This is a genomic window from Microcoleus sp. MON2_D5 (assembly GCF_036701905.1).
Classification (GTDB): domain Bacteria; phylum Cyanobacteriota; class Cyanobacteriia; order Cyanobacteriales; family Microcoleaceae; genus Microcoleus.
Genome location: NZ_JAUBRM010000060.1, coordinates 25,488 through 47,400, shown reverse-complemented (window position 1 = coordinate 47,400; position 21,913 = coordinate 25,488). Strand labels below are relative to the sequence as shown.

Annotated in this window: 9 protein-coding genes; 4 read left to right on the top strand and 5 right to left on the bottom strand. The window is 46.0% G+C overall.

Going from position 1 to position 21,913, the window contains the following annotated elements; all coding sequences use genetic code 11:
- Both QUA47_RS21310 and QUA47_RS21305 read right to left on the bottom strand, forming a co-directional pair.
- A partial coding sequence (locus QUA47_RS21310; protein ID WP_333432220.1) for a DUF4347 domain-containing protein occupies positions 1-3,575 on the bottom strand: 3,575 nt, incomplete at its 3' end.
- Positions 3,576-3,793: 218 nt separating this feature from the next.
- Positions 3,794-7,591: a CHAT domain-containing protein gene (locus tag QUA47_RS21305; RefSeq protein ID WP_445302535.1), complete on the bottom strand. Its 3,798-nt coding sequence runs from the start codon at positions 7,589-7,591 to the stop codon at positions 3,794-3,796.
- A 569-nt stretch (positions 7,592-8,160) separates the two neighbouring features.
- Between QUA47_RS21305 and QUA47_RS21300 the strand changes: the two genes are divergently transcribed.
- On the top strand, positions 8,161-13,914 hold the full coding sequence (locus QUA47_RS21300; protein ID WP_333432218.1) for an AAA family ATPase: 5,754 nt from the start codon (positions 8,161-8,163) through the stop codon (positions 13,912-13,914).
- Positions 13,915-14,055: 141 nt separating this feature from the next.
- Here the strand turns inward: QUA47_RS21300 and QUA47_RS21295 are convergent, their stop codons facing one another.
- A complete protein-coding gene (locus QUA47_RS21295; RefSeq protein WP_333432221.1) occupies positions 14,056-14,196 on the bottom strand; it encodes a hypothetical protein in 141 nt (46 codons plus the stop codon).
- A gap of 246 nt (positions 14,197-14,442) precedes the next feature.
- On the opposite strand from QUA47_RS21295, the gene QUA47_RS21290 reads away from it, so the two are divergent.
- From QUA47_RS21290 to QUA47_RS21280, 3 genes are all read left to right on the top strand, one after another.
- The gene (locus QUA47_RS21290; protein WP_333432217.1) at positions 14,443-15,075 is read left to right on the top strand and encodes an alpha-ketoglutarate-dependent dioxygenase AlkB; all 633 of its coding nucleotides are present in this window, start codon (positions 14,443-14,445) and stop codon (positions 15,073-15,075) included.
- Positions 15,076-15,701: 626 nt separating this feature from the next.
- On the top strand, positions 15,702-16,595 hold the full coding sequence (locus QUA47_RS21285) for an isoaspartyl peptidase/L-asparaginase family protein (protein WP_333432216.1): 894 nt from the start codon (positions 15,702-15,704) through the stop codon (positions 16,593-16,595).
- A 202-nt stretch (positions 16,596-16,797) separates the two neighbouring features.
- On the top strand, positions 16,798-18,072 hold the full coding sequence (locus tag QUA47_RS21280) for a carbamoylphosphate synthase large subunit (RefSeq protein WP_333432215.1): 1,275 nt from the start codon (positions 16,798-16,800) through the stop codon (positions 18,070-18,072).
- 110 nt (positions 18,073-18,182) lie between these two features.
- On the opposite strand, the gene QUA47_RS21275 is transcribed toward QUA47_RS21280, so the two are convergent.
- Entirely contained in the window at positions 18,183-21,014 is a 2,832-nt protein-coding gene (locus tag QUA47_RS21275; protein WP_333432214.1) for a tetratricopeptide repeat protein, read from the bottom strand.
- A gap of 459 nt (positions 21,015-21,473) precedes the next feature.
- A complete protein-coding gene (locus QUA47_RS21270; protein WP_333432213.1) occupies positions 21,474-21,902 on the bottom strand; it encodes a universal stress protein in 429 nt (142 codons plus the stop codon).
- Positions 21,903-21,913 lie beyond the last annotated feature (11 nt).

Here is a 21,913-nt window from a genome sequence, read left to right as displayed (position 1 = left end):
AATGTAGCGGGAATTGCACCACCTGACCAGTTTACTACCAGATCAGAATTATCTAAACTGCTAACATCAACTCCACTGCTATCAGTGAAAGTAACTGTCAATGTCTGACTTGTACCACCTGCAAGAGTAATGTTAGAAACTACACCCAAGCTAGCAGGAGGTGCGGTGATATTAGCAGCAGTACGAACCAGTTGAGTGGCAGCGGTATTGTTATTACTCGCAGTATCAGTAGCTGTTGCGGCAGGTACATCAACTGTGACATTACCATCAGCATTCGGTGTGACATCAAAGGTGTAAGTTTTTGCATCAAGTGTGACAAAGTTACCGACAGTCGCATTGGTGACGGTGATATCAGTATTATCAAACCCTGTGACATTTTTGCTGAATGTTGCTGTGACGCTAAATAAACCACTTACTGTTGTTGCTGAAGTTGAGGTTAAGGCAACTGTTGGCGCGGTAATATTAGCAGTACGAACCAGTTGAGTGGCGGCTGTATTATTATTACTCGCAGTATCAGTAGCTGTTGCCGCAAGTACATCAACGGTGACATTACCATCAGCCTTCGGTGTGACATCAAAGGTGTAAGTTTTTGCATCAAGTGTGACAAAGTTAGCGACAGTCGCATTGGCGACGGTAATATCAGTATTATCAAACCCGGTGACATCTTCACTGAATGTTGCTGTGACTAAAAAGGGTGCGTTTGTGGTTGTTGGGGATGCGGATGTTAAGGCAACTGTTGGTGCGGTGATGTCGGCAGTGCGAGTCAGTTGCGTGGCGGCGGTATTGTTATTGCTAGCAATATCAGTGGCTGTAGCAGCAGGGACATCAACGGTGACAAGACCATCAGCATTAGGTGTAACGGTAAAATTATAAGTTGTGTCGCTACCTGTGAAATTGCTAATCGTACTGTTAGTAAGATTAACGTCGCTGGCAATAAATCCTGTGACGCTTTCGCTGAATGTTGCTGTGACTAAAAAGGGTGCGTTTGTGGTTGTTGGGGATGCGGATGTTAAGGCAACTGTGGGTACAATCGTGTCTACAATTATGGCTCTGCTATCGGCTAAAGATTGTCCCGCAGGAATAGTTAAAGTTGCATTATTTCCAGCAGTATCTTTTAAGGTTGCACCAGTCGCTAAAGTTATACTATTTGAATTAAGGTCGAGGCTATTTTGTCCGGCTGCTGGAGTATAAGTACCCACAGCAGATGTGCCACTAAAAGGTGCAATAGTAACAGTGCCGCCCGTGTCTAAGGCGACACTCATACTACCGCCTGCTAAGGTGACGGCTTCGCTGAAGTTGACGGTAACGTTGATGTTGCCAGTTGTGTTGTAACTTCCGTCAGTGGTGGTAGAGGTGACGCTGGTGATGGTGGGTGCAACAGTTTCAATAACTATGGCTTTGCTACCGCCGAGAGAGTTGAGTGAGGCGGTAGTGGGGAGGGTTAAGAAAGCGTCAAAGGCTGTACCCACAGTTTCTTTAATTGTGCCGCCGTTGAGGGTGAGGGCGTTGGTGGCGAGGTATTCTAAGTCACCGGAGGTGTCCCCAGCTTGGACTACATAGTTGAAGGTGAGTACAGTACCGCCGCTACCACTGACATAAGTGGCAAAACGGTCAGTTGTACCTGTTTCGAGTTGCAGTTGCGGTATGCCACCTGTGGTATTTACGTTGATAGCAGCATCGAAGGTGACGGTGATATTGATAGTGGAACCGACACCGTAGCTGCCGTCAGCGGTGGTAGCGGTGACAGCAGTAACTTTGGGGGTAGTGTTGAGCAGGATGGAGACGTTGTTGCTGGCGTAGTTCCCCACAGCTAAGTCAGGTTTTGCGTCGCCGTTGAAGTCGCCGATGCTGACGGGGATGGGCCAATTGCCAGTAAGGAAGTCAACTTTGGGGGCGAAAGTGGGGGTGGTAGCGTTGGTGGCGGTGGTGTTGAGCAGGATGGAGGCGTTGTTGCTGCTGATGTTCGCCACAGCTAAGTCAGGTTTCCCATCGCCGTTGAAGTCGCCGATGCTGACGGATCTGGGTCCAGTGCCAGTAGCGAAGGGGACTTGGGTGGCAAAAGTGGGGGTGGTAGCGTTGGTGGCGGTGGTGTTGAGCAGGATGGAGACATTGTAGCTTTCACTGTTCGTTGTTGCTAAGTCAGGTTTTCCGTCGCCGTTGAAGTCGCCGATGCTGACGGAGGTGGGGCGATCGCCAGTAGGGAAGGGGACTTGGGGGGCGAAAGTGGGGGTGGTGGCTCCTGCGGCGGTGGTATTGAGCAGGATGGAGGCGTTGCTGCTGTTGATGTTCGCCGTTGCTAAGTCAGGGAGGCTGTCGCCGTTGAAGTCGCCGATGCTGACGGACCTGGGGAGATCGCCAGTAGGGAAGGGGACTTGGGGGGCAAAAGTGGGGGGGGCGGTGTTGGTGGTAGTGTTGAGCAGGATGGAGGCGGTGTCGTCGTTCTCGTTCGCCGTTGCTAAGTCAGGGAGGCCGTCGCCGTTGATGTCGCCGATGCTGAGCCAGTTGGGCGCATTGCCAGTAGGGAAGGTGACTTGGGTGGCGAAAGTGGGGATGCTGGCTCCTGTGGGGGTAGTGTTGAGCAGGATGGAGACATCGTTGCTGTTGATGTTCGTCACAGCTAAGTCCGGGAGGCTGTCGCCGTTGATGTCGCTGAGGCTGACAAAGCTGGGCTTACTGCCAGTAGCGAAGGGGACTTGGGTGGCGAAAGTGGGGGTGGTGGGGTTGGTGGTGGTGTTGAGCAGGATGGAGACGTTGTTGCTGTTGTTGTAGTTCGCCACAGCTATGTCATCGAGGCCGTCGCCGTTGATGTCGCCGATGCTGACGGAGTTGGGGTAAGCGCCAGTAGCGAAGTCAACTTTGGGGGCGAAGCCTAGTACGCTGCTGTAGGTTTTGAGGGTGTTGGCGTTAAATGGGATTGGTGTTTCAATCAAGCCTGTTTGTACTTCCAGTTCCCAGTCTCCACCCAGTGCCGCATTGCCTTTAAGGTTGGCAGAGGCGGCGATGTCGGCACCAGTTAATTCACTCAGGCGTTCGAGGAACTGGTTAGGTTTTGTGGGATTAACACCAGTCCCGCCGGGGGTTTTAACCCCCGTCTGATAGCGAAAGTCATCGAGAGAGGACCCAATAAGTGAATTGTCTTGATTGTCTTGAGTCGGTTTTAACCGACTTAAGCTATGAGACAGGGGTTTTAACCCCTGGCTGATGTGACAGATGTAGTCGATGTCAGTTGTCACCGATACATCGGCGGCGACATTACACCCGTAGAGGAGAATATCGGCACCGGGAATTAATGCTTTGCGCCACTGTTGGAGTTGAGGAGCGAAGTTTTCTATGTTGCTGCTGTTGAGTGTATTTGCACCGAGCTGTACCGCACCTGGACTACCGTGAGAGATGATGTGGATTGCTTCTATATTTTGTTCAATTGCTAACCTTTCGGTGATTTGCTCAATCCCATCCCGCGTTTCATCTAGGATAATTACTTCAGCATTTGGGGAAACGCCACTAATTAAACTCTGATAATCTTCAACATTCGAGTCAATAAAAACTAGAATTGAAACCAACTTTTGGTGTATCATTTGCATCCTATTTAATTTTAAAGTTTTAGATGATTCATTCAAATAGCATTTATAGAATCACTAGCAATCAAATGCTAGGGATTCCCTCAGTCCTTGCGATTGCTTCGCTTCGTCGTTCGCACTGATATTGTTAGTATTTATGCACTTACTCTATTAGTACGAATGACAAAGCAATTTTCTGTCGCGATTAAAGAAGCAATTGCAATCACGTTTATACCTTACCAAGGACTCCCGATCATTGTAAAGCCCGACCAATAATAAGGATGGGAGAGATTTCCATTACCTAGTTTAGCTAATTCTGGTGGCAATTCTAACTCCTTATTTACGTTTGACAAAATTAAACGGCCGTTTTCAATGCGAACTTGACCTTTGAGCATGGCGATTTGAGCCTGCCGTAAGGCTTCGGCTTTAATAGGCGCGACTTTTAACTCATGGTAAAATTCAGCCATTAACCCTAAAGTACCTTCATCGCTGACGTACCAAAGACTCGCCAAAACTGACTTCACCCCCGCTTGCACAGCTAGCCCCGCAAAGCCTAATTCCACGCCCTCATCACCCACAGCAGTTTTACAAGCGCTCAACACCAATAACTCAACTTTAGGCGACTGATTCCACCCGAGTTCGCGCACGCGATCGAGTGTTAGCCTGGTGTCTGATAACTGAATGTAAGAATTGCTCGGTGTTCCTGACTTAAACTCTCCGTGAGTGGCGAGGTGAATAATCCGATAGGGTCTGTCATTGCGCTGCGATTGAAGATTATTGAGAGTAAAGGTTTGATTAAGGAAAGATTCGCCTTTCCATTCTGAGGCAATAGCATTAAGTTCTGCGGGTACTGCTGGCAAGGGTTGGTTATTGGTAAATTGCGAGGCTCCCATTGCTAAAACTTCAGCATTTTTAACGCTTTCATAGTTAGTATCGGTCAAGTTGACACTAGGAATAAGTGCGATGCTGTATTTTTCTACTAGAAATTGAGAACCGTCATGGAGGGCGGCTAAGGGGAGCGATCGCAACCCCGCATCCATACTAAAAACTAGCGTATCGATGCCCTGAGCTTTCAAATCAGCTTCCAAGGGCGCAATTATCCACTGGTAAAGTTGTTGGGATGCTGGCAAATAGCTCTGAGTATTGAGTTTTATGCGATTAAGAAGTTCAGACCTGAAGCTGGCGACGACTTGCATCAAAGTTTCGCGCTTAGCTGCGGGAATGCTTTTGTGAATTGGGATACCCGTAGGGGGGACGATGATCAGGTCTAATTGTTCAGGGCGGGATAAGACGTAGAGAATGGCTGTTTTTTTACCAGTTTGGCTGGCTATCGCTCTAATTCTTTGCTGTATGGCCGTAAAAGATTGCCAATCGCGCCTGATTTGCTGGTTAATGTATGACCCCACTTGTTCGCTATAGAAGATATCCATAGACAAAAGGGCTTGAGAGATATCGCCTCTATCGATTAGCCGTGTGATATCGCTGCGGCTAACTATATTTAGAGGCGATGCCGTTTGGACAACTTCGCTTACCCAATCGGATCTGTAGTTAAAAAGAGATTCAATTCTATTAATGATACTCAGGTTGTCAGATTGAGCGATCGCATTGGTAATTGAAATATCCGGTAAGGGGAAGGCGGCGTCAAGAGACGGAGATAAAGTTGGTGTCGGAGTAGGTAATGGCATCGGGGCTAGCATTTCAGGCGCAATGGAGGGCACAAGCAATATCGGAGACGGTATTACTTGTGGAATTGGCGCGGGTGATGGCGTTGGTTCTGGTATTAAAGATGGCGCGGGTGATGGCGTTGGTTCTGGTATTAAAGATGGCGCAGGTGATGGCGTAGGTTCTGGTATTAAAGATGGCGCAGGTGATGGGGATGCCGTTGGTTGTGGGGTTGGAGATGGTGTCGGTTCCGGTGTTTCTTGTGGGGTTGGAGATGGTGTCGGTTCCGGCGTAGGCGATGGCGTTGGAGATGGTGTCGGTTCCGGTGTCGGTTCCGGTGTTGCTTGCGGTGTAGGAGATGGTGTCGGTTCCGGCGTAGGCGATGGCGTTGGAGATGGTGTCGGTTCCGGCGTTGGAGATGGTGTTGGTTCCGGCGTTGGAGATGGCGCGGAAGTAACGATCGCAATATTGCCCTGAGTGTAAGTGCTTGGCGGCACTGGCACTGCAAACTGTGGCGAAATTGTCTCGGAACCTGATGTAATGGCTCCCGCCGTCCCATTCGTTGTCGCATCGCCGACAATAAAAGGTGTAGTCGTGCCCCCTGCGTGGCGAATAGTAATCGCGCCGCCACTTGTGCCATTAGCGCTGGAAATGCTCACATTTACACCGTTACTATCTGTAAAAGTGCCGCTGACTGTGAGAAGATTGCCAGCCGTGAGGTCAATACTGCCGCCAGTAGACTGAAGAGTGCCTGTAACGGCGATGTCGCTAGCAGCTTTGAGAGTAATATTGCCGCCAGAAGTGGCGATCGCATCCAGTGCAATGTCCCCTGCTGATTCCAAAATCACAGGCCCGCCTGCTGTCGAAATCGCTCCCACTCCGATGCTATTGCCCGAAGCAACACCGGGCGAAGCAAAAAATGTCTCCCCTGCTGTCGTAGTCGGCGGCACATTGGCAGCATTCGCCAGAGTCGAAACGCCCGATCGCAGAATTAAAGCTGCACTACCTGAAAGCACCGCCGCATCTGGATCGGCGGAACCTGACAAAGTAGTATCTGGCCCTGTGATGGTAATATCTCCCGCGGCGATCGCGCCTTTTGCTTCTACCTTAAGTGAGGTTCCAGTATAATCCCCAAATCTCACATCTCCCTCGGAGCTAATAATCGGGTCGTACAAACTCAAAAAACTGCCACCGTTGCCAGACAATGTGAGAATACTTACATTACCTCCCGCAGCGAAGTGAGCATCACCGGAAACATTGCCATTGCTCAATAATGTGATATCCCCTGCGGATTGGAATGCAGGGTTAGGGTAATTTAGCGCGAAGATATCAATATTTTGATTACCTTGTATAGTAAGATTGCCGCCCGCGATCGCCCTGAAAGCGTTATTTCCATCCCGCACCCGCACCGTATCTCCTGCCAACAGATACAAGTTGTTCTCAGTAAGTAGCTGGCTTTCTACCAAAGTGAGATTACGTGCTGCCGAGAGTGTAGCATTCTGACTATTAACAGTAGAACTAGCGATCGCCACATCCCCGCTTTCCACCCTCAAACCGGCCGTCAAAACCACTTCTCCTGCACCGTTAACGGAGATACCAGTAGCAGAGTTCTCACCTGCGCCCGCAAGCAATTGCGGAAGAGACAAAGGCAGAGATAATTGCCCATTCTGTGCCAACAATCCCCCGTCAACAACCCCTATTTCTAAACTTAATAAATGTCCTTCTTGACGAAGCCGAATAGTATTCTCACCGGGAACAGCAGCGACAATAATATTACCTTGTGGAGCATTGAGGGAACCAGTGTTGACGACACTACCACCAATTAAAGTTATACTTTGCCCTGGCATGACTGCTAAAGTACCTGCATTGATGATACTTCCCGGTTGGCTGAGATTAAAGTAAAAAGTGTTCGGAGTTCCTATCAGCGTACTGTAATCGTTCGCTCCGGCCACATTGAACAAACCCGAATCAAAACCGATGTTAGTAGCAGTAGTAGCTGTAAAAGCAGCCGGAAGATTCAAGCTAGCATTAGGGCCAAAGATAATCCCCGAAGGATTGATTAAAAATAGGTGGGAATTGCCGCCAGTTACTTGAATTAAACCGTTAATAATAGAAGGATTGCCGCCTACTACCCGTCCTAAGATATTGCGAATAGCGGGAGTAGACATAAAATTAGCAATCTGCCCTTCGCTAAGCCCAAACTGTTGAAAACTGTGGAAAAGATTCGCTCCATCTCTAGAAGTTTGACCGCCTGTAATATTCAAGCGATCGCCGCTAGGCGTGACAGTAGTGCCAGCGTCATTGGGTGCGGGAACAATGGGTTGTCCTTGTACCACCGCTGTACTGACAATAGTGGCTGCGATCGCTAGCATTGCAGCACCATGTATAGAAAAGAAGGCTAGTTTCATTAGCTTTTAGCTGGCAGAGAGATCACGTATCTGACAATTATAACTTTAAGGTATTAGCTGATCAGTGCGGTCAACTGCGACGCAGGCTTAGCTATTAAGAAGGTCGTCACCATCAGGGCGGTTGCTTTACCTGAAAATCACATTCTGCACGCTCAACTGTCACGATCGGTTATTACTTGTTTTAATCCAGCAATAAAGCTATAATTTATAGCTTTAAACCGTACATGGACTGATAAAAAACTTTTTAAAAGCCTAATTTATTACTTAAAAAAGAGAGTTTTCTGCGTAATTATGCTGTGTGAAACCCCAGGCTGCGTAAGGTGGGCAGAAAATCAAAGCAAAAGTGCGATCGACTGTTGTGCACAATACAAATTAGGCGAGCGAAATCGGGGCTACCACAAAGTATTTGCAGGCTGCTACCCGAAAAACTAAACATTTGTTAACAAAGCTTATTTTTGCTTTTCTAACGCGCTATGCTCTAGACAAAACTGGTGCGTGTTGACTGCGCGTTAATTTTTAGCCTAAAAATCAATATGCTCTCTATTGCAGGCGTTGCCACCCAGACACTTCTCTATGAAAGTGCCAACTCTCTGGTTTACCGAGCCATTCGGGAAGCAGATAACCAGCGGCTTATCCTCAAACTTCTCAAAGAGACCTACCCCACACCTCAAGAATTGGTGCGCTACCGCACCGAATACCGCATCACCCGAGAGCTAAAAGAGCCGGGAGTTGTGCAGGTTTATGACTTGCGAAAATACCAAAACAGTCTCGTGATGTTTGTAGAGGACTTTGGCGGCGAATCCTTGAAAATATGGATGCAGCAGCGAAAGTTTACTCTGGAGGAATTTTTGCAAATTGCGAGCGCCACAACTGAAATTTTAGGGCAAATTCACAGGGCAAACATCATCCACAAAGATATTAACCCTTCTAATATTGTTTACAACCCCCAAACGAAACAATTAAAAATTATTGACTTTGGCATTTCTACTCAGCTAACGCGAGAAACGCCGCTCCTGAAAAACCCCAACGTTTTAGAAGGCACCCTCGCTTACATCTCGCCGGAACAAACTGGCAGGATGAATCGCGCTCTCGATTACCGGACTGACTTTTACTCGCTCGGCGTCACCTTCTACGAATTGCTGAGTGGAAAACTGCCTTTTGAGACAGAAGATGCTTTAGAGTTGGTTCACTGCCACATTGCTAGAGAGCCCGTTCCGCTGCAGGAAATCGAGCCGACAATTCCCCTAATTCTCTCGCTTCTTGTAAGTAAATTGATGGCGAAGAATGCCGAAAATCGCTATCAAACGGCCGGGGGGCTAAAGCACGATTTAGAGAGTTGTCTGGTTCAATTACAAGAAACCGATAGCATAGCCGAATTTGACTTGGGAACGCGGGATATCACAGACCGTTTCCTGATCCCCGAAAAGTTATACGGCAGAGAAAGTGAAGTTGATAATCTATTAGCTGCTTTTGAACGAGTCAGTACAGGTAACGCCGAAATGATGCTGGTGGCTGGCTTGTCTGGGATTGGTAAAACCGCCGTAGTGAACGAAGTCCACAAGCCTATAGCCAGACAACGGGGCTATTTTATTAAAGGCAAATACGACCAATTTGGGCGCAATATTCCCTTCAGTGCATTTGTGCAAGCATTTCGGGAATTGATGGGGCAATTATTATCAGAATCCGATGCTCAGTTACATACATGGAAAACAAAAATCCTAACAGCAGTAGGCGAGATTGGGCAAGTGCTGATTGAGGTGATTCCTGAGTTAGAACGCATTATTGGCGCTCAAGGTCCTGCACTAGAACTATCGGGGAGTGCCGCCCAAAATCGCTTCAATCTGTTGATGCAGAAATTTGTGCAAGTATTTACTACAGCCCAACATCCCTTAGTAATGTTTTTGGACGATTTACAGTGGGCGGATTCAGCATCTTTAAAGTTATTACAACTGTTGATGGAAGATACGGGGCATCTATTGGTGGTGGGTGCTTATCGGGATAATGAGGTGTCACAATCTCATCCATTTATGTTGACGTTGGATGAGATTATTAAGTCTGGGGCAGTGGTGAATACTATTACGCTGCAACCGTTGAGTTTAGCAGATATGAATCAGTTGGTAGCAGATACGCTGATTTGTGATTTATCTTTGGCCGGGCCTTTGACAGAATTGGTGGCTCAAAAAACCAAAGGTAATCCCTTTTTCTCGACTCAATTCCTCAAGTCGTTGTATGAAGATGGTCAAATTATCTTTAACTACCCTCAGTCCCCCCTTATTAAGGGGGGACCTAAAGGGGGGTGGCAGTACGATATTGCTCAAGCTAGGCTTACCCATGCCTCGGATGTGGTGGAGTTTATGGCGGTGCAATTGCAGAAGTTGCCTGCCCAAACTCAGGATGTTATCAAGTTGGCGGCTTGCATTGGAGCGCAGTTTGATTTAGAGACATTGGCAATAGTCAGCGACGAATTACCCGAACCAACGGCATCAGCGCTATGGAGAGCCTTGCAAGAAGGACTCATTTTACCCATTACCGAAGGCTATAAGTGCTTCATTCAAACAGATGGTCAATCTAATACTCAACCTGTTGCCAATCCGATTTATCAGTTTTTGCACGATCGCGTCCAGCAAGCCGCCTATTCCCTAATTCCTGAAGACCAAAAACAATCCGTCCATTTGCACATTGGGCAATTGCTATTCGCTCAAACCTCAGCAGAGCAACTAGACGAGAGAATTTTTGCGATTGTCAGTCAATTTAATCTGGGCATCGATCGCATTGCAATTCAGGATCGGCGAGACCATCTAGCCAACCTCAATTTGATGGCTGCACGTAAAGCACGGCTTTCGGCTGCTTACCCGGCATCGGCTCAATACTGTGAGATAGGGCTGCGACTTTTAGGCACTGACAGTTCCGATCAATGGATCAGACAGCCCATTCTTACTTCAGAACTGCACATTGAAGCTGCTAATTCAGCCTGTCTGATTGGCGCATTTGAGCGGGTAGATGCTTGCGTCGAGGCAGTTCTCCAACATACGTCAAACCCCCTAGAACAAGTTAAAGCCTTAGAAATAAAGATTCAATCCTTGATTGCCCGCAATCAATTATCAGAGGCGATTCAGGTGGCACGGGCAATCCTTCAAGAGTTGGATGTAGAGTTGCCAGAACATCCCACCCAAGACATGGTAGCTCCTGCTCTCAATGCTATTGGCGATCGACTGATGAGTGTGGATGTAATGAATTCACTAAGGATGAGCGATCCACAGAAACTGGCTGCAATGAATATTCTCAGCAGTATGGCTTCAGCAGCCTATATGGGTTCGCCAGCCCTCTATCCGTTGATTGTACTCAAACAAATTGAATTGTCACTTCAGTTTGGAAATGCGATCCAAACACCCTATGCTTATTCAACCTATGGACTAATTCTTTGTGCATATGGTGGGCAAATTGTAGCCGGAAATCATGCTGCTGATATCGCGATCGCCTTGATGGAAATGTTTAAAGCATCGAGTTTTAAAGCGAAAATTTTCAATTTAGTTTATCCATTTGTTCGCATTTGGCAGGAGCCGATGCACACTGTACTGATGCCTTTGCTGGAAGGCTATCAAGCGGGTTTGGAAACGGGAGATTTGGAGTTCGCGGCTTACTGTGCCTATAACCGCTGTAAACTCGCTTATGCTGCGGGAAATGAACTTCTACAACTGGGGCAAGAGATGCAAACCTATGCAGAGGCGATCGCCCAGCTCAAACAAACAACTGCTCTGAACTTTCACCAAATTGTGCAACAGGCAGTCTTAAATTGGACAGGGGAAGCCGACGCTCCCCAGAAATTGGTTGGAGAAGCTTACGATGAAACGACACGATTACCTCAGCATAAATTAGCAGGAGATACTTACTCGATCGGGAGCGTCTCTGCTCATAAATTGATTCTGGCTTACCATTTTGGGCAACCCCAGGAAGCTCTGGAGATAGCTCAAATTGCCGAGAAAACTGTTGGTGGCATTATCGGAACTGTGTTCTATGGAGTCTTTTATTTCTATCATGCACTGACGTTACTCGCAAACACAAACACCTTGCCAATTAGTGAAGCGGTTACGAAGGATCTTGAGCAACTTACTAGCTGGGCAACTCATGCACCCACGAACTTTGCCCACAAATGCGATTTAATTCGAGCCGAACAGCAGCGAATTTTAGGAAACAAAGCAGAGGCGAGTGACCTCTACGATCGCGCCATTTCTGGAGCCAAAGAAAATAAATTCCTCAACGAAGAAGCACTAGCTAATGAACGGGCAGCCAAATTTTACCTAGAATGGGGTAAAGAAAAAGTTGCTAAAACCTACATGATTGAGGCGTATTATTGTTATGCCCAATGGGGAGCCACTGCTAAGGTACAGGATTTAGAAACGCGATATCCCCAATTACTGACAGCAATTCAACCGGGAAGAAAAAACCCTAAAACTACCGCATCATTGACAACTACTGGTTCGGGCATCAACCTAGATATTACTACAGTAATGAAAGCTTCTCAGGCGATTTCTGGCGAAATATTGCTAGAAAAACTAATGTCTAGCTTGATTAAAATTGTGATGGAAAATGCAGGAGCGCAAAAGGGTTATCTGATTTTGTCAAGTCAGGGAAAGCTGTTAATTGAAGCTGAAGGGACAATAAATTCTGAACTCGTCACTGTGTTGCAGTCACTCTCAGTTGAAAGCTGTCAAGAACTTTCCAAAGCGATTGTCAATTATGTGGCCCGCACTCAAGAAAGCGTGGTACTAGATGATGCTGCCCGATCGGGACAATTTACCAACGACCCCTACATCCAAAAGCATCAGCCCAAATCAATTTTATGCGTGCCACTGATTAATCAATCTCAAATCATTAGTATTGTTTACCTAGAAAACAATCTCACAGCAGGAGCTTTTACGCCAGAAAGAGTGGAACTATTAAAAGTGTTATCTGGACAGGCGGCTATCTCGATTCAAAATGCTAAACTCTATACACAAGTCCGCGAAAGCGAGAACAGACTAGCTCAATTTTTAGAAGCAATTCCAGTGGGGGTGTCAGTGCTGGATGCTTCTGGCAAACCTTACTATAGTAATCGCGTTGCTATTCAATTATTAGGTAAAGGAGTTATTCCTCAAGTCGCCAGCGAGCAAATACCAGAGATTTATCAAGTCTATCAAGCTGGAACAGAGCAGGAATATCCCTTTGCTGACTTGCCGATTGTGCGGGCGTTGAAGGGAGCAAGTGCCACCGCTGAGGATATGGAAATCCACCAAGGCGACAAGATTATTCCGATCGAGGCTTGGGGTACTCCCATCTATGATGAAAAGGACAACATTTCTTATGCAATTGTAGCCTTTCAAGATATCACGGAGCGTAAAAAAGCCGAAACTGAGCGAATCAGATTTACCGATGAATTGTTCCAACTCAACAAAGCTTACGAGCGCTTCGTCCCCAATCAGTTCCTCCAGTTTTTAGAGAAATCAAGCATTATTGATGTGGAATTGGGCGATCAGGTGCAGTTGGAAATGTCGGTACTTTTTTCTGACATTCGCGACTTCACCACGCTCTCGGAAAGCATGACGCCGGAGGATAATTTCAGATTTATCAATTCCTATCTTTCTCGCATGGAACCCGTTATTAATGAAAATAACGGGTTTATTGATAAATATATTGGCGATGCGATTATGGCGCTGTTTAGCGGCGAGGCGGATAATGCGGTGAAAGCCGGAATTGCTATGCTGCAGAGCCTCGTTGAATACAATCAACAGCGCGCTAATTTTGGCTGTGCCCCGATTCAGATTGGGATTGGCATCAATACTGGAACTTTGATGCTGGGAACGGTGGGCGGTCAAAATCGCATGGAGGGCACAGTAATTTCCGATGCGGTGAATTTAGCTTCTCGGGTGGAAAGTTTGACGAAAAATTATGGGGTGTCGCTATTAATCACCCAGTCAACTTACTCGCGTTTAGAAAATCCATCTCTGTACGCAATCCGCACCCTCGATACGGTAAAAGTCAAGGGAAAATCTGAATTAGTAACAGTTTATGAGGTGTTTGATGCTGATCCGCCTGAAATCAAAGCGGGCAAGTTAGCTACGCTGGAATTGTTTGCAGAAGCGAGGGCAAATTACTTGGAAGGGAAGTTAGCTGAGGCAGCCCGGCTGTTTGCCGAGTGTTGGCGTCAGAATCAGGGCGATCGCGTCGCTAAAATTTTCTGGGAACGCTGTCAGTCTGCATTGATGAGTCGCAGCACAAAAATTAAAGATCGGCTACACAATTTAGATTAATTGGAACAGTCCCAAACTCGATCGCTACATTGTTGGAAGGGGAGATCATTTTCATTATTCACGAGTGCTATTGGGGCGACGGTTGAGTGCAGTCTCGGTTGGACGGAGTGTGGCTGCTGCCACTGAATTTGGGTCAAACGGCTAGTTTGTTGCGGCTGCGGGAGTTTTTGGCGGGTAAGCATAAAGGCTCAGAGTGATGTGAAGCGCGATCGCTTCCTTGAAGACTAGGATTAGGTCAAGATCCATCAAAGCAGCGATCGCGGGCAAGGAAGGCAAAAGCAAGAGTAACCGGATTTTTCTGGCATTATTTAAACTTATGTCCCTGTGTAAAAACATACCGGAACATATCCTAGACTTTTCGCCCAATTCGGTATGCAACATTAACTGTAAGTTTTGGAAAAGTAGTTATCCTTGTCTTGTTAAAATGCTAAAATTAGCTTTACATGATTAATGGTAAAGCTGGGCAGTGCTTGTGTCAAAAACTGTATATTTATAAATTTCAGTAAAACGTAATCAGCGAGCAGATTTATGTATACTCAACTTTCATTGTGGGAAGAGCCAAAAGCAGAAAGCCAGAATCATGGTCAGCAATTATCTCTGCCAGATGCCGAAGTAATCATGTACCGCGACTTCTTCAATAACAATGAGAGCAACGAGATATTTGCGGAATTGTACGGCACTATTAATTGGAAGCAAGAAGTGACTCTGCTTTTTGGCAAGCAAGTCGCTATACCGCGACTTACCGCATGGTACGGAGATGCAGGTAAATCTTACACTTACTCTAACATAAAAATGGAGCCTAATCTATGGACACCTACACTCATAACAATCAAATCTAAAATAGAAGCAATAGCAGGTACAGTGTTTAACAGCGTGTTGCTTAATCTATATCGCGACGGCAAAGATAGTGTAGCTTGGCACAGTGATGATGAATCAGAACTTGGTGAAAACCCAGCGATCGGTTCTGTAAGTTTTGGGGCTACTCGTCGTTTTATGCTCAGGCACAAATACCAAAAAGAAATGAAATTAGAAATTCAATTAACTCCTGGAAGCCTCCTGCTGATGAAAGGAGCAACCCAGCATTTTTGGCAACACCAAATTCCGAAAGCAGCCAAAGTTACTGAACCCAGAATCAACCTTACTTTCAGGAAAGTAAGCTAAATGAATAAATGGTAATTTGTAATTGGTATATGCGTTTATCTGCCTTTAATTGCGGTTTTAATAAAAAACTATTGCAACTTTTGTTACCAGTAAAAGTAGCGCTTTTAGCACAGCAATAACAGTACCGCCGAATTAGCGATCGCACGGGAGTGCCGCTGCTAAGGCTGAATTTGGGTCAAACGGCTAGTTTGTTGCGGCTGCGCGGGTTTTTGGCGGGTCAGCAGAAAGGCTCAGACTGATGTGAAGGCCGATCGCACTTCTTTGTCTCTCAAAGTCTCATTCTTCAGGTTTAGCAATTTTGCCTGTTAAGGTGTAGTGCATCCCCTTAAGTTTTACCTCATCTTTATTCTCTAACTCTTTCAAGTTCCTTAACTAACTCGAAGCTAAATGTGATCAAACTATTGACATAACTTTAGCAATATATATATTAATAATTTGTAAATAGCTAGGTCGGGAGGAATAGAAATCTCGACAAAAATAATTATATCTGAAGATAGACGAATCCTAAATTAAACACAGCTAGCCTATATAACTAGCATCAAATAAAATACTTAAAAATTGCTTATAATAAATTGATTGATATAAGGAATTTTTAAGTAGATATTCAGATAAAAAGAAGGAAATTTATGGTACTAAGCATTATTGTTCACGGTGGAGCAAAAACCATCACAGAAGACAAGGTTGCAGCCAACAATGCAGGCTGTACCGCAGCAGCAGAAGCTGGTTGGGAAGTGCTGGCAAGGGGGGGTACAGCAGCAGAAGCTGTTGAGGCAGCTATCCGGGTTCTGGAAGCTGACCAGACATTTAACGCAGGCTTTGGATCGGTTCTCAACAACCAGGGACAGGTAGAGCTAGACGCAGCGATGATGGAAGGCGGTTCATTAGCTTGGGGAGCCCTCGCCAATGTTCAAGGCGTGCGCCATCCCATCTCAGTGGCGCGAAAGATTATGGATACAAAACCCATGTTCTTAGTAGCGGATCACGCAGAACATTTTGCAGCAGAAAATGGAGCCGAGATGTCTGCAAAAGAAGACTTAATCGCGGATGAGCAACAGGAAGAGTGGGAGGAGGAAAAAGAAGTTATTGACCGCCCCAATACCGTTGGTTGTGTAGCTTTAGACAGCAGCGGCACCGTAGTTGCCGGTACCTCAACAGGCGGCACTATGAATAAGCCCGCCGGTCGCGTCGGCGACAGCGCCATTATCGGCTCAGGCTTGTTTGCTGACAGTCAACAGGGCGGTTGCTCGACCACAGGCGATGGCGAGTCGATTATACCAGTAGTTCTGGCGAAGACGGCGATCGACATTCTAGCGTCCGGCAAGCACCCAGATGAAGCAGCGCAGATCGCAATTGAGACTCTGGCATCTAAGGTGGCAGGAGAAGCTGGGTGCATCCTCATAGACCCTCAAGGGCGGGTTGGCTGGGCGCATAACTCAACCGACATGGCTTGTGCTTATAGAACCTCAGAAATGGACAAGGTGGCTGCGTTCACTAAGAAAAAACAACTCGTCCATCATTGAAATTATTGAGGTTGAATTCTCTCTAGTTGGAGAGAGTTAAAATTCCGCAACTAATATCTTGTTTCCTAGGTATTAAGTAGCGGGATCTCAATAAACATTTTTTCAATTTGTAGGGCGGGCATTGCCCACCCTACTTTTAATTATGTCGAGCTACTTAGTGGCCGGCAAAACAGTTTAATTCAAACTCGACTTGGATGTTTCTATGAACTCAACATACGACTTTCCTTACTTTCAGGGTAATTCTCTTTCCGATTTGTTTGCTGCAGACATCACAGATGCACGTTATGCGTTCATCCTAAATTACCCTGCAACTGCCAGTTGGGCTGCTTACCCCAACAGGGAAAAATACTTTATTCAAGACGGCAGCAGTGAAGCTACCAAAACTTCTTTCGACAAGATTGGCCAGAAGGAACCTTGGAAAAATCTGGCTGTGTTAGGCGATGCCATCCCAGGGATTGTGATTAATTCGCCGCCGAAATCGCTGATGGACTATTGGCGGGAGCATTTTGGCTTCAGCTACAGCAGTATGGAGATGATAGACTGCTCAACTTATCTCGAAGATCTCAGCGTAAGCGATCGCTTTGACAAACTCCTGACTCTATTTCCCTTCGACAATCTCAAACCCGAAAAACACGCCGTCCATCCTGACATCCACTACCACTTGCTCAGCAAAGCCACGCTAGCAGAATTAGGCGTGCAATGTCCGAAATACCAAACCTACAATCTGCACGAAGTCAATCTCGAAAGCATTCAGTTACCAGAGCAATTCCCCTACTTGATTAAAGCATCCCACGGACTTTCTGGAGAAGGGACTTATATTATCAAAAGCGCCAGCGATCTGAACTACTGCTTGCAGGAAGTGAGGAAATATCTGGATATTAAGTTGCTGGATACGATTATTGTCTCGGAATTCGTCAAGAATGAAGTGCAGAACTACTGCGTGCAGTTCTATGTAAGCAAAACGGGAAATATCACGCTTATCGGCACTACCAGCCAACTTGTCACCCCAGAGGGCAGCTATTTAGGGGGACTAATTCACTACCGCGAAACCGACATGAGTAGGTTTTTTGAGATGATTGCCGCTATTGGTAAATATGCTCACCAACAGGGTTATTTCGGCGTTATTGGCTTCGACGTGCTGGAAGACTCTGAGGGAGAGTTGTATGCCATTGATGCCAATTTCCGAGTTAATGGCTCGACTCCGCTTTGTGTGCAGCGCCATACCTTACTGGGGCTGGGAAAGGAGGTGGCTCAATATTCCAGTAGCTGGCGAATGGATGGGACTTTGGCATCGATTCTTGTCACGCTGAAACCAGAACTCGCTCGCAAGGACTTGATAATCCTGTCGGCTTTAGAGAAGGTTAAATACGGAAAAATCTACACGGAAATGTACGGGATAGTTGCGGGTGAGGATATGAAGGAAATGCAGCACATTGAGGATAATTTGCACAGTAAGGGATTGCAGCAATTTGGTTGATATCTACTCTACCGATTGCAGCGTTTATGCGGTTCAATTAAATCGGCTGGATAAATATTGCCCAAAGGCAAAATCTCCTCGGTCGGTTTCTCAAAATAATCTCTAAGTCGCTACTCTGCTGATAATTCTTGAATTTTGTTAATAGCGTCTTGGTAATCACTTGTATTTGCTTGGTACTTGTACAAGTCAGCGGCTTTTTGATAATCGGCGATCGCCTCTGCTTTTTGTCCGAGGTCAGACTTAGCTAAACCACGATTGTAGTAGGCATTAGCATTATAGTAACTAAGCTCGATTACCTTACTATAATCTGCGATGGCTGCTTCTTTTTCCCCTAGATTATACTTAGTCAAACCCCGATTGTAGTAGGGATTAGGATTGTAGTAATTAAGCTCTATCGCCTTAGTATAATCTGCAAGTGCCTCTGTTTTTTCACCTAGAACAGACTTGGCATTACCGCGATTATTGTAGGCAACAGCTAGTTTGGGATCGATGTCAATCGCCTGATTATAATCGGAGATTGCCTCTGCTTTTTGCCCTAGGGCCGACTTAGCTAAACCACGATTTAAGTAGGCATCAGCATAGCAAGAATTAAGGTCGAGCGCCTGATTATAATCGGAGATTGCCTCTGCTTTTTGCCCTAGGGCCGACTTAGCTAAACCACGATTTAAGTAGGCATCAGCATAGCAAGAATTAAGGTGAATCGCCTGATTATAATCTGCGATCGCTTCTTCATTTTCTCCTAAATTATACTTGGCTAAACCCCGATTGTTGTAGGCAACAGCATCTGTGGGATTGAGTTCGAGGGCGTGATTATAATCTACGATTGCCTCTGCTTTTTTCCCTAGGTCAGACTTAGAATTACCTCGACGGAAGTAGGCATTAGCACTGTTGTAATTAAGGTCGCTCACCTGAGTATAATCTACGAGTATGTCTTCTGCTGTTTTTAGGGCAGAGTTAGCTAAACTCCGAGTGTAGTAAGCATCAGAATAGTTGGGGTTAAGCTCTATCGCCTGATTATAATCGGAGATCGCCTCTTCTGTTTTTCCTAGGGCAGAGTTAGCTAAACCCCTAGTGTAGTAGGCATCAGCATAATTGGGGTTAAGCTCGATCGCCTGATTATAATCGGAGATCGCCTCTTCTTTTTCTCCAAGATCGTACTTGACATAACCCCGCTCGACGTAGGCAAGAGCTAATTTGGGATCGAGCTCGAGCGCCTGATTATAATCGGAGATCGCCTCTGCTTTGTCCCCAAGCTCAGACTTGGCACTACCCCGATTGACATAGGCAACAGCTAATTCTGGATTCAGGTCTATCGCTTTAGTATAATCGGAGATCGCCTCTGCTTTGTCCCCAAGCTCAGACTTGGCAATACCCCGATTATTGTAGGCAACAGCTAATTTTGGATCGAGTTCGATTGCCTGATTATAATCGGAGATCGCCTCTGCTTTTTTCCCTAGGTTAGACTTCATTACACCCCGATTACAGTAGGCATCAGCTAATTCTGGATTCAGTTCTATCGCCTTAGTATAATCGGAGATCGCCTCTGCTTTGTCCCCAAGCTCAGACTTGGCACTACCCCGATTACAGTAGGCAACAGCATATTTGGGATTCAGGTCTATCGCCTTAGTATAATCGGAGATCGCCTCTTCTGTTTTCCGTAGGTGATATTTCGCATTACCCCGATGACAGTATGCAAAATAAAACTTTGGCTCCAGGTGAATCGCCATATTAAAATCTGCCAGCGCCTCTTCTTTGACCCCTAAACTATACTTGGCTACACCCCGATGACAGTATGCAAAATAAAACTTTGGCTCCAGGTGAATCGCCGTATTAAAATCTGCCAGCGCCTCTTCTTGATTGGCAATATCACACTTGATCTCACCCCGATAAAAGTAAGCTGCCGCTAATTCTGGATTCAGATTAACCGCATTAGAAAAAGCTGCCAGCGCCTCTTCTTTTTCCGCCAATTTAGACTTGGCTACACCCCGATGAAAGTAGGCAACAGCCAATTTGGGATTCAGGTCGTTCGCTTTAACAAAATCTGCCCGTGCCTCTTCTTTTTCCCCTAGTTCATACTTAACGTTACCCCGATTGTTGTAAGCATCAGCATCGTTGGGAGCGAGATCGATCGCCTGATTATAATCTGCCAGCGCCTCTTCTATTCTTCCTAAACTAAACTTTGCTAAACCCCGATTTTTGTAAGCACCAACATCTTTGGGATTAAGCTCGATCGCCTTCGTATAATCTGCTATAGCCTCTGCTTTTTCCTCTAGGTCAGACTTGACTAAACCACGACCGACGTAGGCAACATCTAGTTTTAAATCGAGGTCTATCGCCTTCGTATAATCCGATAGCGCCTCTTCTTTTTTTCCTAGTTCATGATTGAGTAAAGCTCGACCGACGTAGGCAGCAGCTCGTTTTGGATCGAGGTCAATCGCCTGATTATAATCGGATAACGCCTCTCCTTTTTTCCCTAGGCGAGACTTGGTTAAACCCCTATTTAAGTAGGCAGAAGCTAGTTTGGGATTAAGCTCGATCGCCTGATTATAATCAGAGAGTGCCTCTTTGATTTTTCCTAGTTTATACTTGGCTAAACCCCGATTGTTGTACGCATCAGCGAATGTAAAAGCTAGTTTGTAATAGACAGCTAAACCAGCCATCCCCGCAAACAGGATAAAAAAGCCTAATTTATAATAGTCGTCTGTACTCCAGTCTTCTTTTTTCTCGGGTTTATATTGGATATCACTCCAACTATAGGCAATAGCATTGTTGGCATTAAAGTCGATATTCGGATTATAATCAGCTACAGCACCCTTAAAATGTCCTTGATTGGCGCCAGCAAGTCCTTGACTGAAATAGACATGAGAACAACCCGCCGCCCCAAACAGGGTCAAACCAGCAGCCAGAATTTGTGGAATCAAGCGATGCGGTTTTTTAGTCATAGCCTTTGCAGTTACTAAAATTTAATGGAATTGCTTTTTTAACGGTTTGACAGACTATACCGAATTGTATCTGAGTGTGTAAAAATATAAAAATATATTGAGAAAAAAAGAGTGTAGGACTATTGCCGGATATTACTACACAACCCTTTGATGAGGTCAATGTTGATTTTACAAGACATACCTAACAGGCGATCGCTTATCTGTCTTCCAGAGACTCAAGCCACTGTCCCATCAAACATTTATACTGCTGACAGCATAACGGCTGTTTCAAAACGAGTCTTAAATCTATACAACAATTAACATTCTAAATAAACAAAAATTTATATTTGGGTGCGTCAGCTCTCGTTATATTATCTGCGGCTTCAATAACTCTTGGCTGACACACCCTCCACGTTTTAGATACTGTCAATCTCTGTGAAACAAGCATCCCGCCTGTCAATCTCTGCGGTTCAATTCCCCTTACTTAGCCCGCACCACCAACACCGAACAAGGAGCCTCAGCGACAACCTCAGCACTCACCGAGCCCTCCAAAATTCGCTTTAAACCTGTCAAACCCCGACAGCCGATCGCAATTAAATCCGCCTTATAAATATTAGCCAAACGGACAATTTCTTCTGCAGGTTGTCCCGAAACAATCTCCAATTCGCTCTGGCAAGGCAACTTTTCCTGATAAGATTGCAGTAACTTCTCCACCTCTCGGTAAGCAATCTCATCTCCCTGAGCGTGAGGTCGATCGACAACCGCGTCAAAATCCGACGTACCAGAACTGACAACATGAACTAGAATCATTTTTGCCGTCGGTTCTAGCTGAAATTGTCCTACAAGTTGCAAAACCCGTTCTGCAAGCTCTGAATTGTCGATCGCTACCAAAACAGTATTCAATACCATGCACCTTTAAA

Coding starts and splice junctions, on each gene's coding strand:
- QUA47_RS21300 (WP_333432218.1), top strand. CDS start 8,161: ATGCTCTCTATTGCAGGCGTTGCCACCCAGACACTTCTCTATGAAAGT.
- QUA47_RS21305 (WP_445302535.1), bottom strand. CDS start 7,591: ATGCTAGCGATCGCAGCCACTATTGTCAGTACAGCGGTGGTACAAGGA.
- QUA47_RS21275 (WP_333432214.1), bottom strand. CDS start 21,014: ATGACTAAAAAACCGCATCGCTTGATTCCACAAATTCTGGCTGCTGGT.
- QUA47_RS21270 (WP_333432213.1), bottom strand. CDS start 21,902: ATGGTATTGAATACTGTTTTGGTAGCGATCGACAATTCAGAGCTTGCA.
- QUA47_RS21285 (WP_333432216.1), top strand. CDS start 15,702: ATGGTACTAAGCATTATTGTTCACGGTGGAGCAAAAACCATCACAGAA.
- QUA47_RS21280 (WP_333432215.1), top strand. CDS start 16,798: ATGAACTCAACATACGACTTTCCTTACTTTCAGGGTAATTCTCTTTCC.
- QUA47_RS21290 (WP_333432217.1), top strand. CDS start 14,443: ATGTATACTCAACTTTCATTGTGGGAAGAGCCAAAAGCAGAAAGCCAG.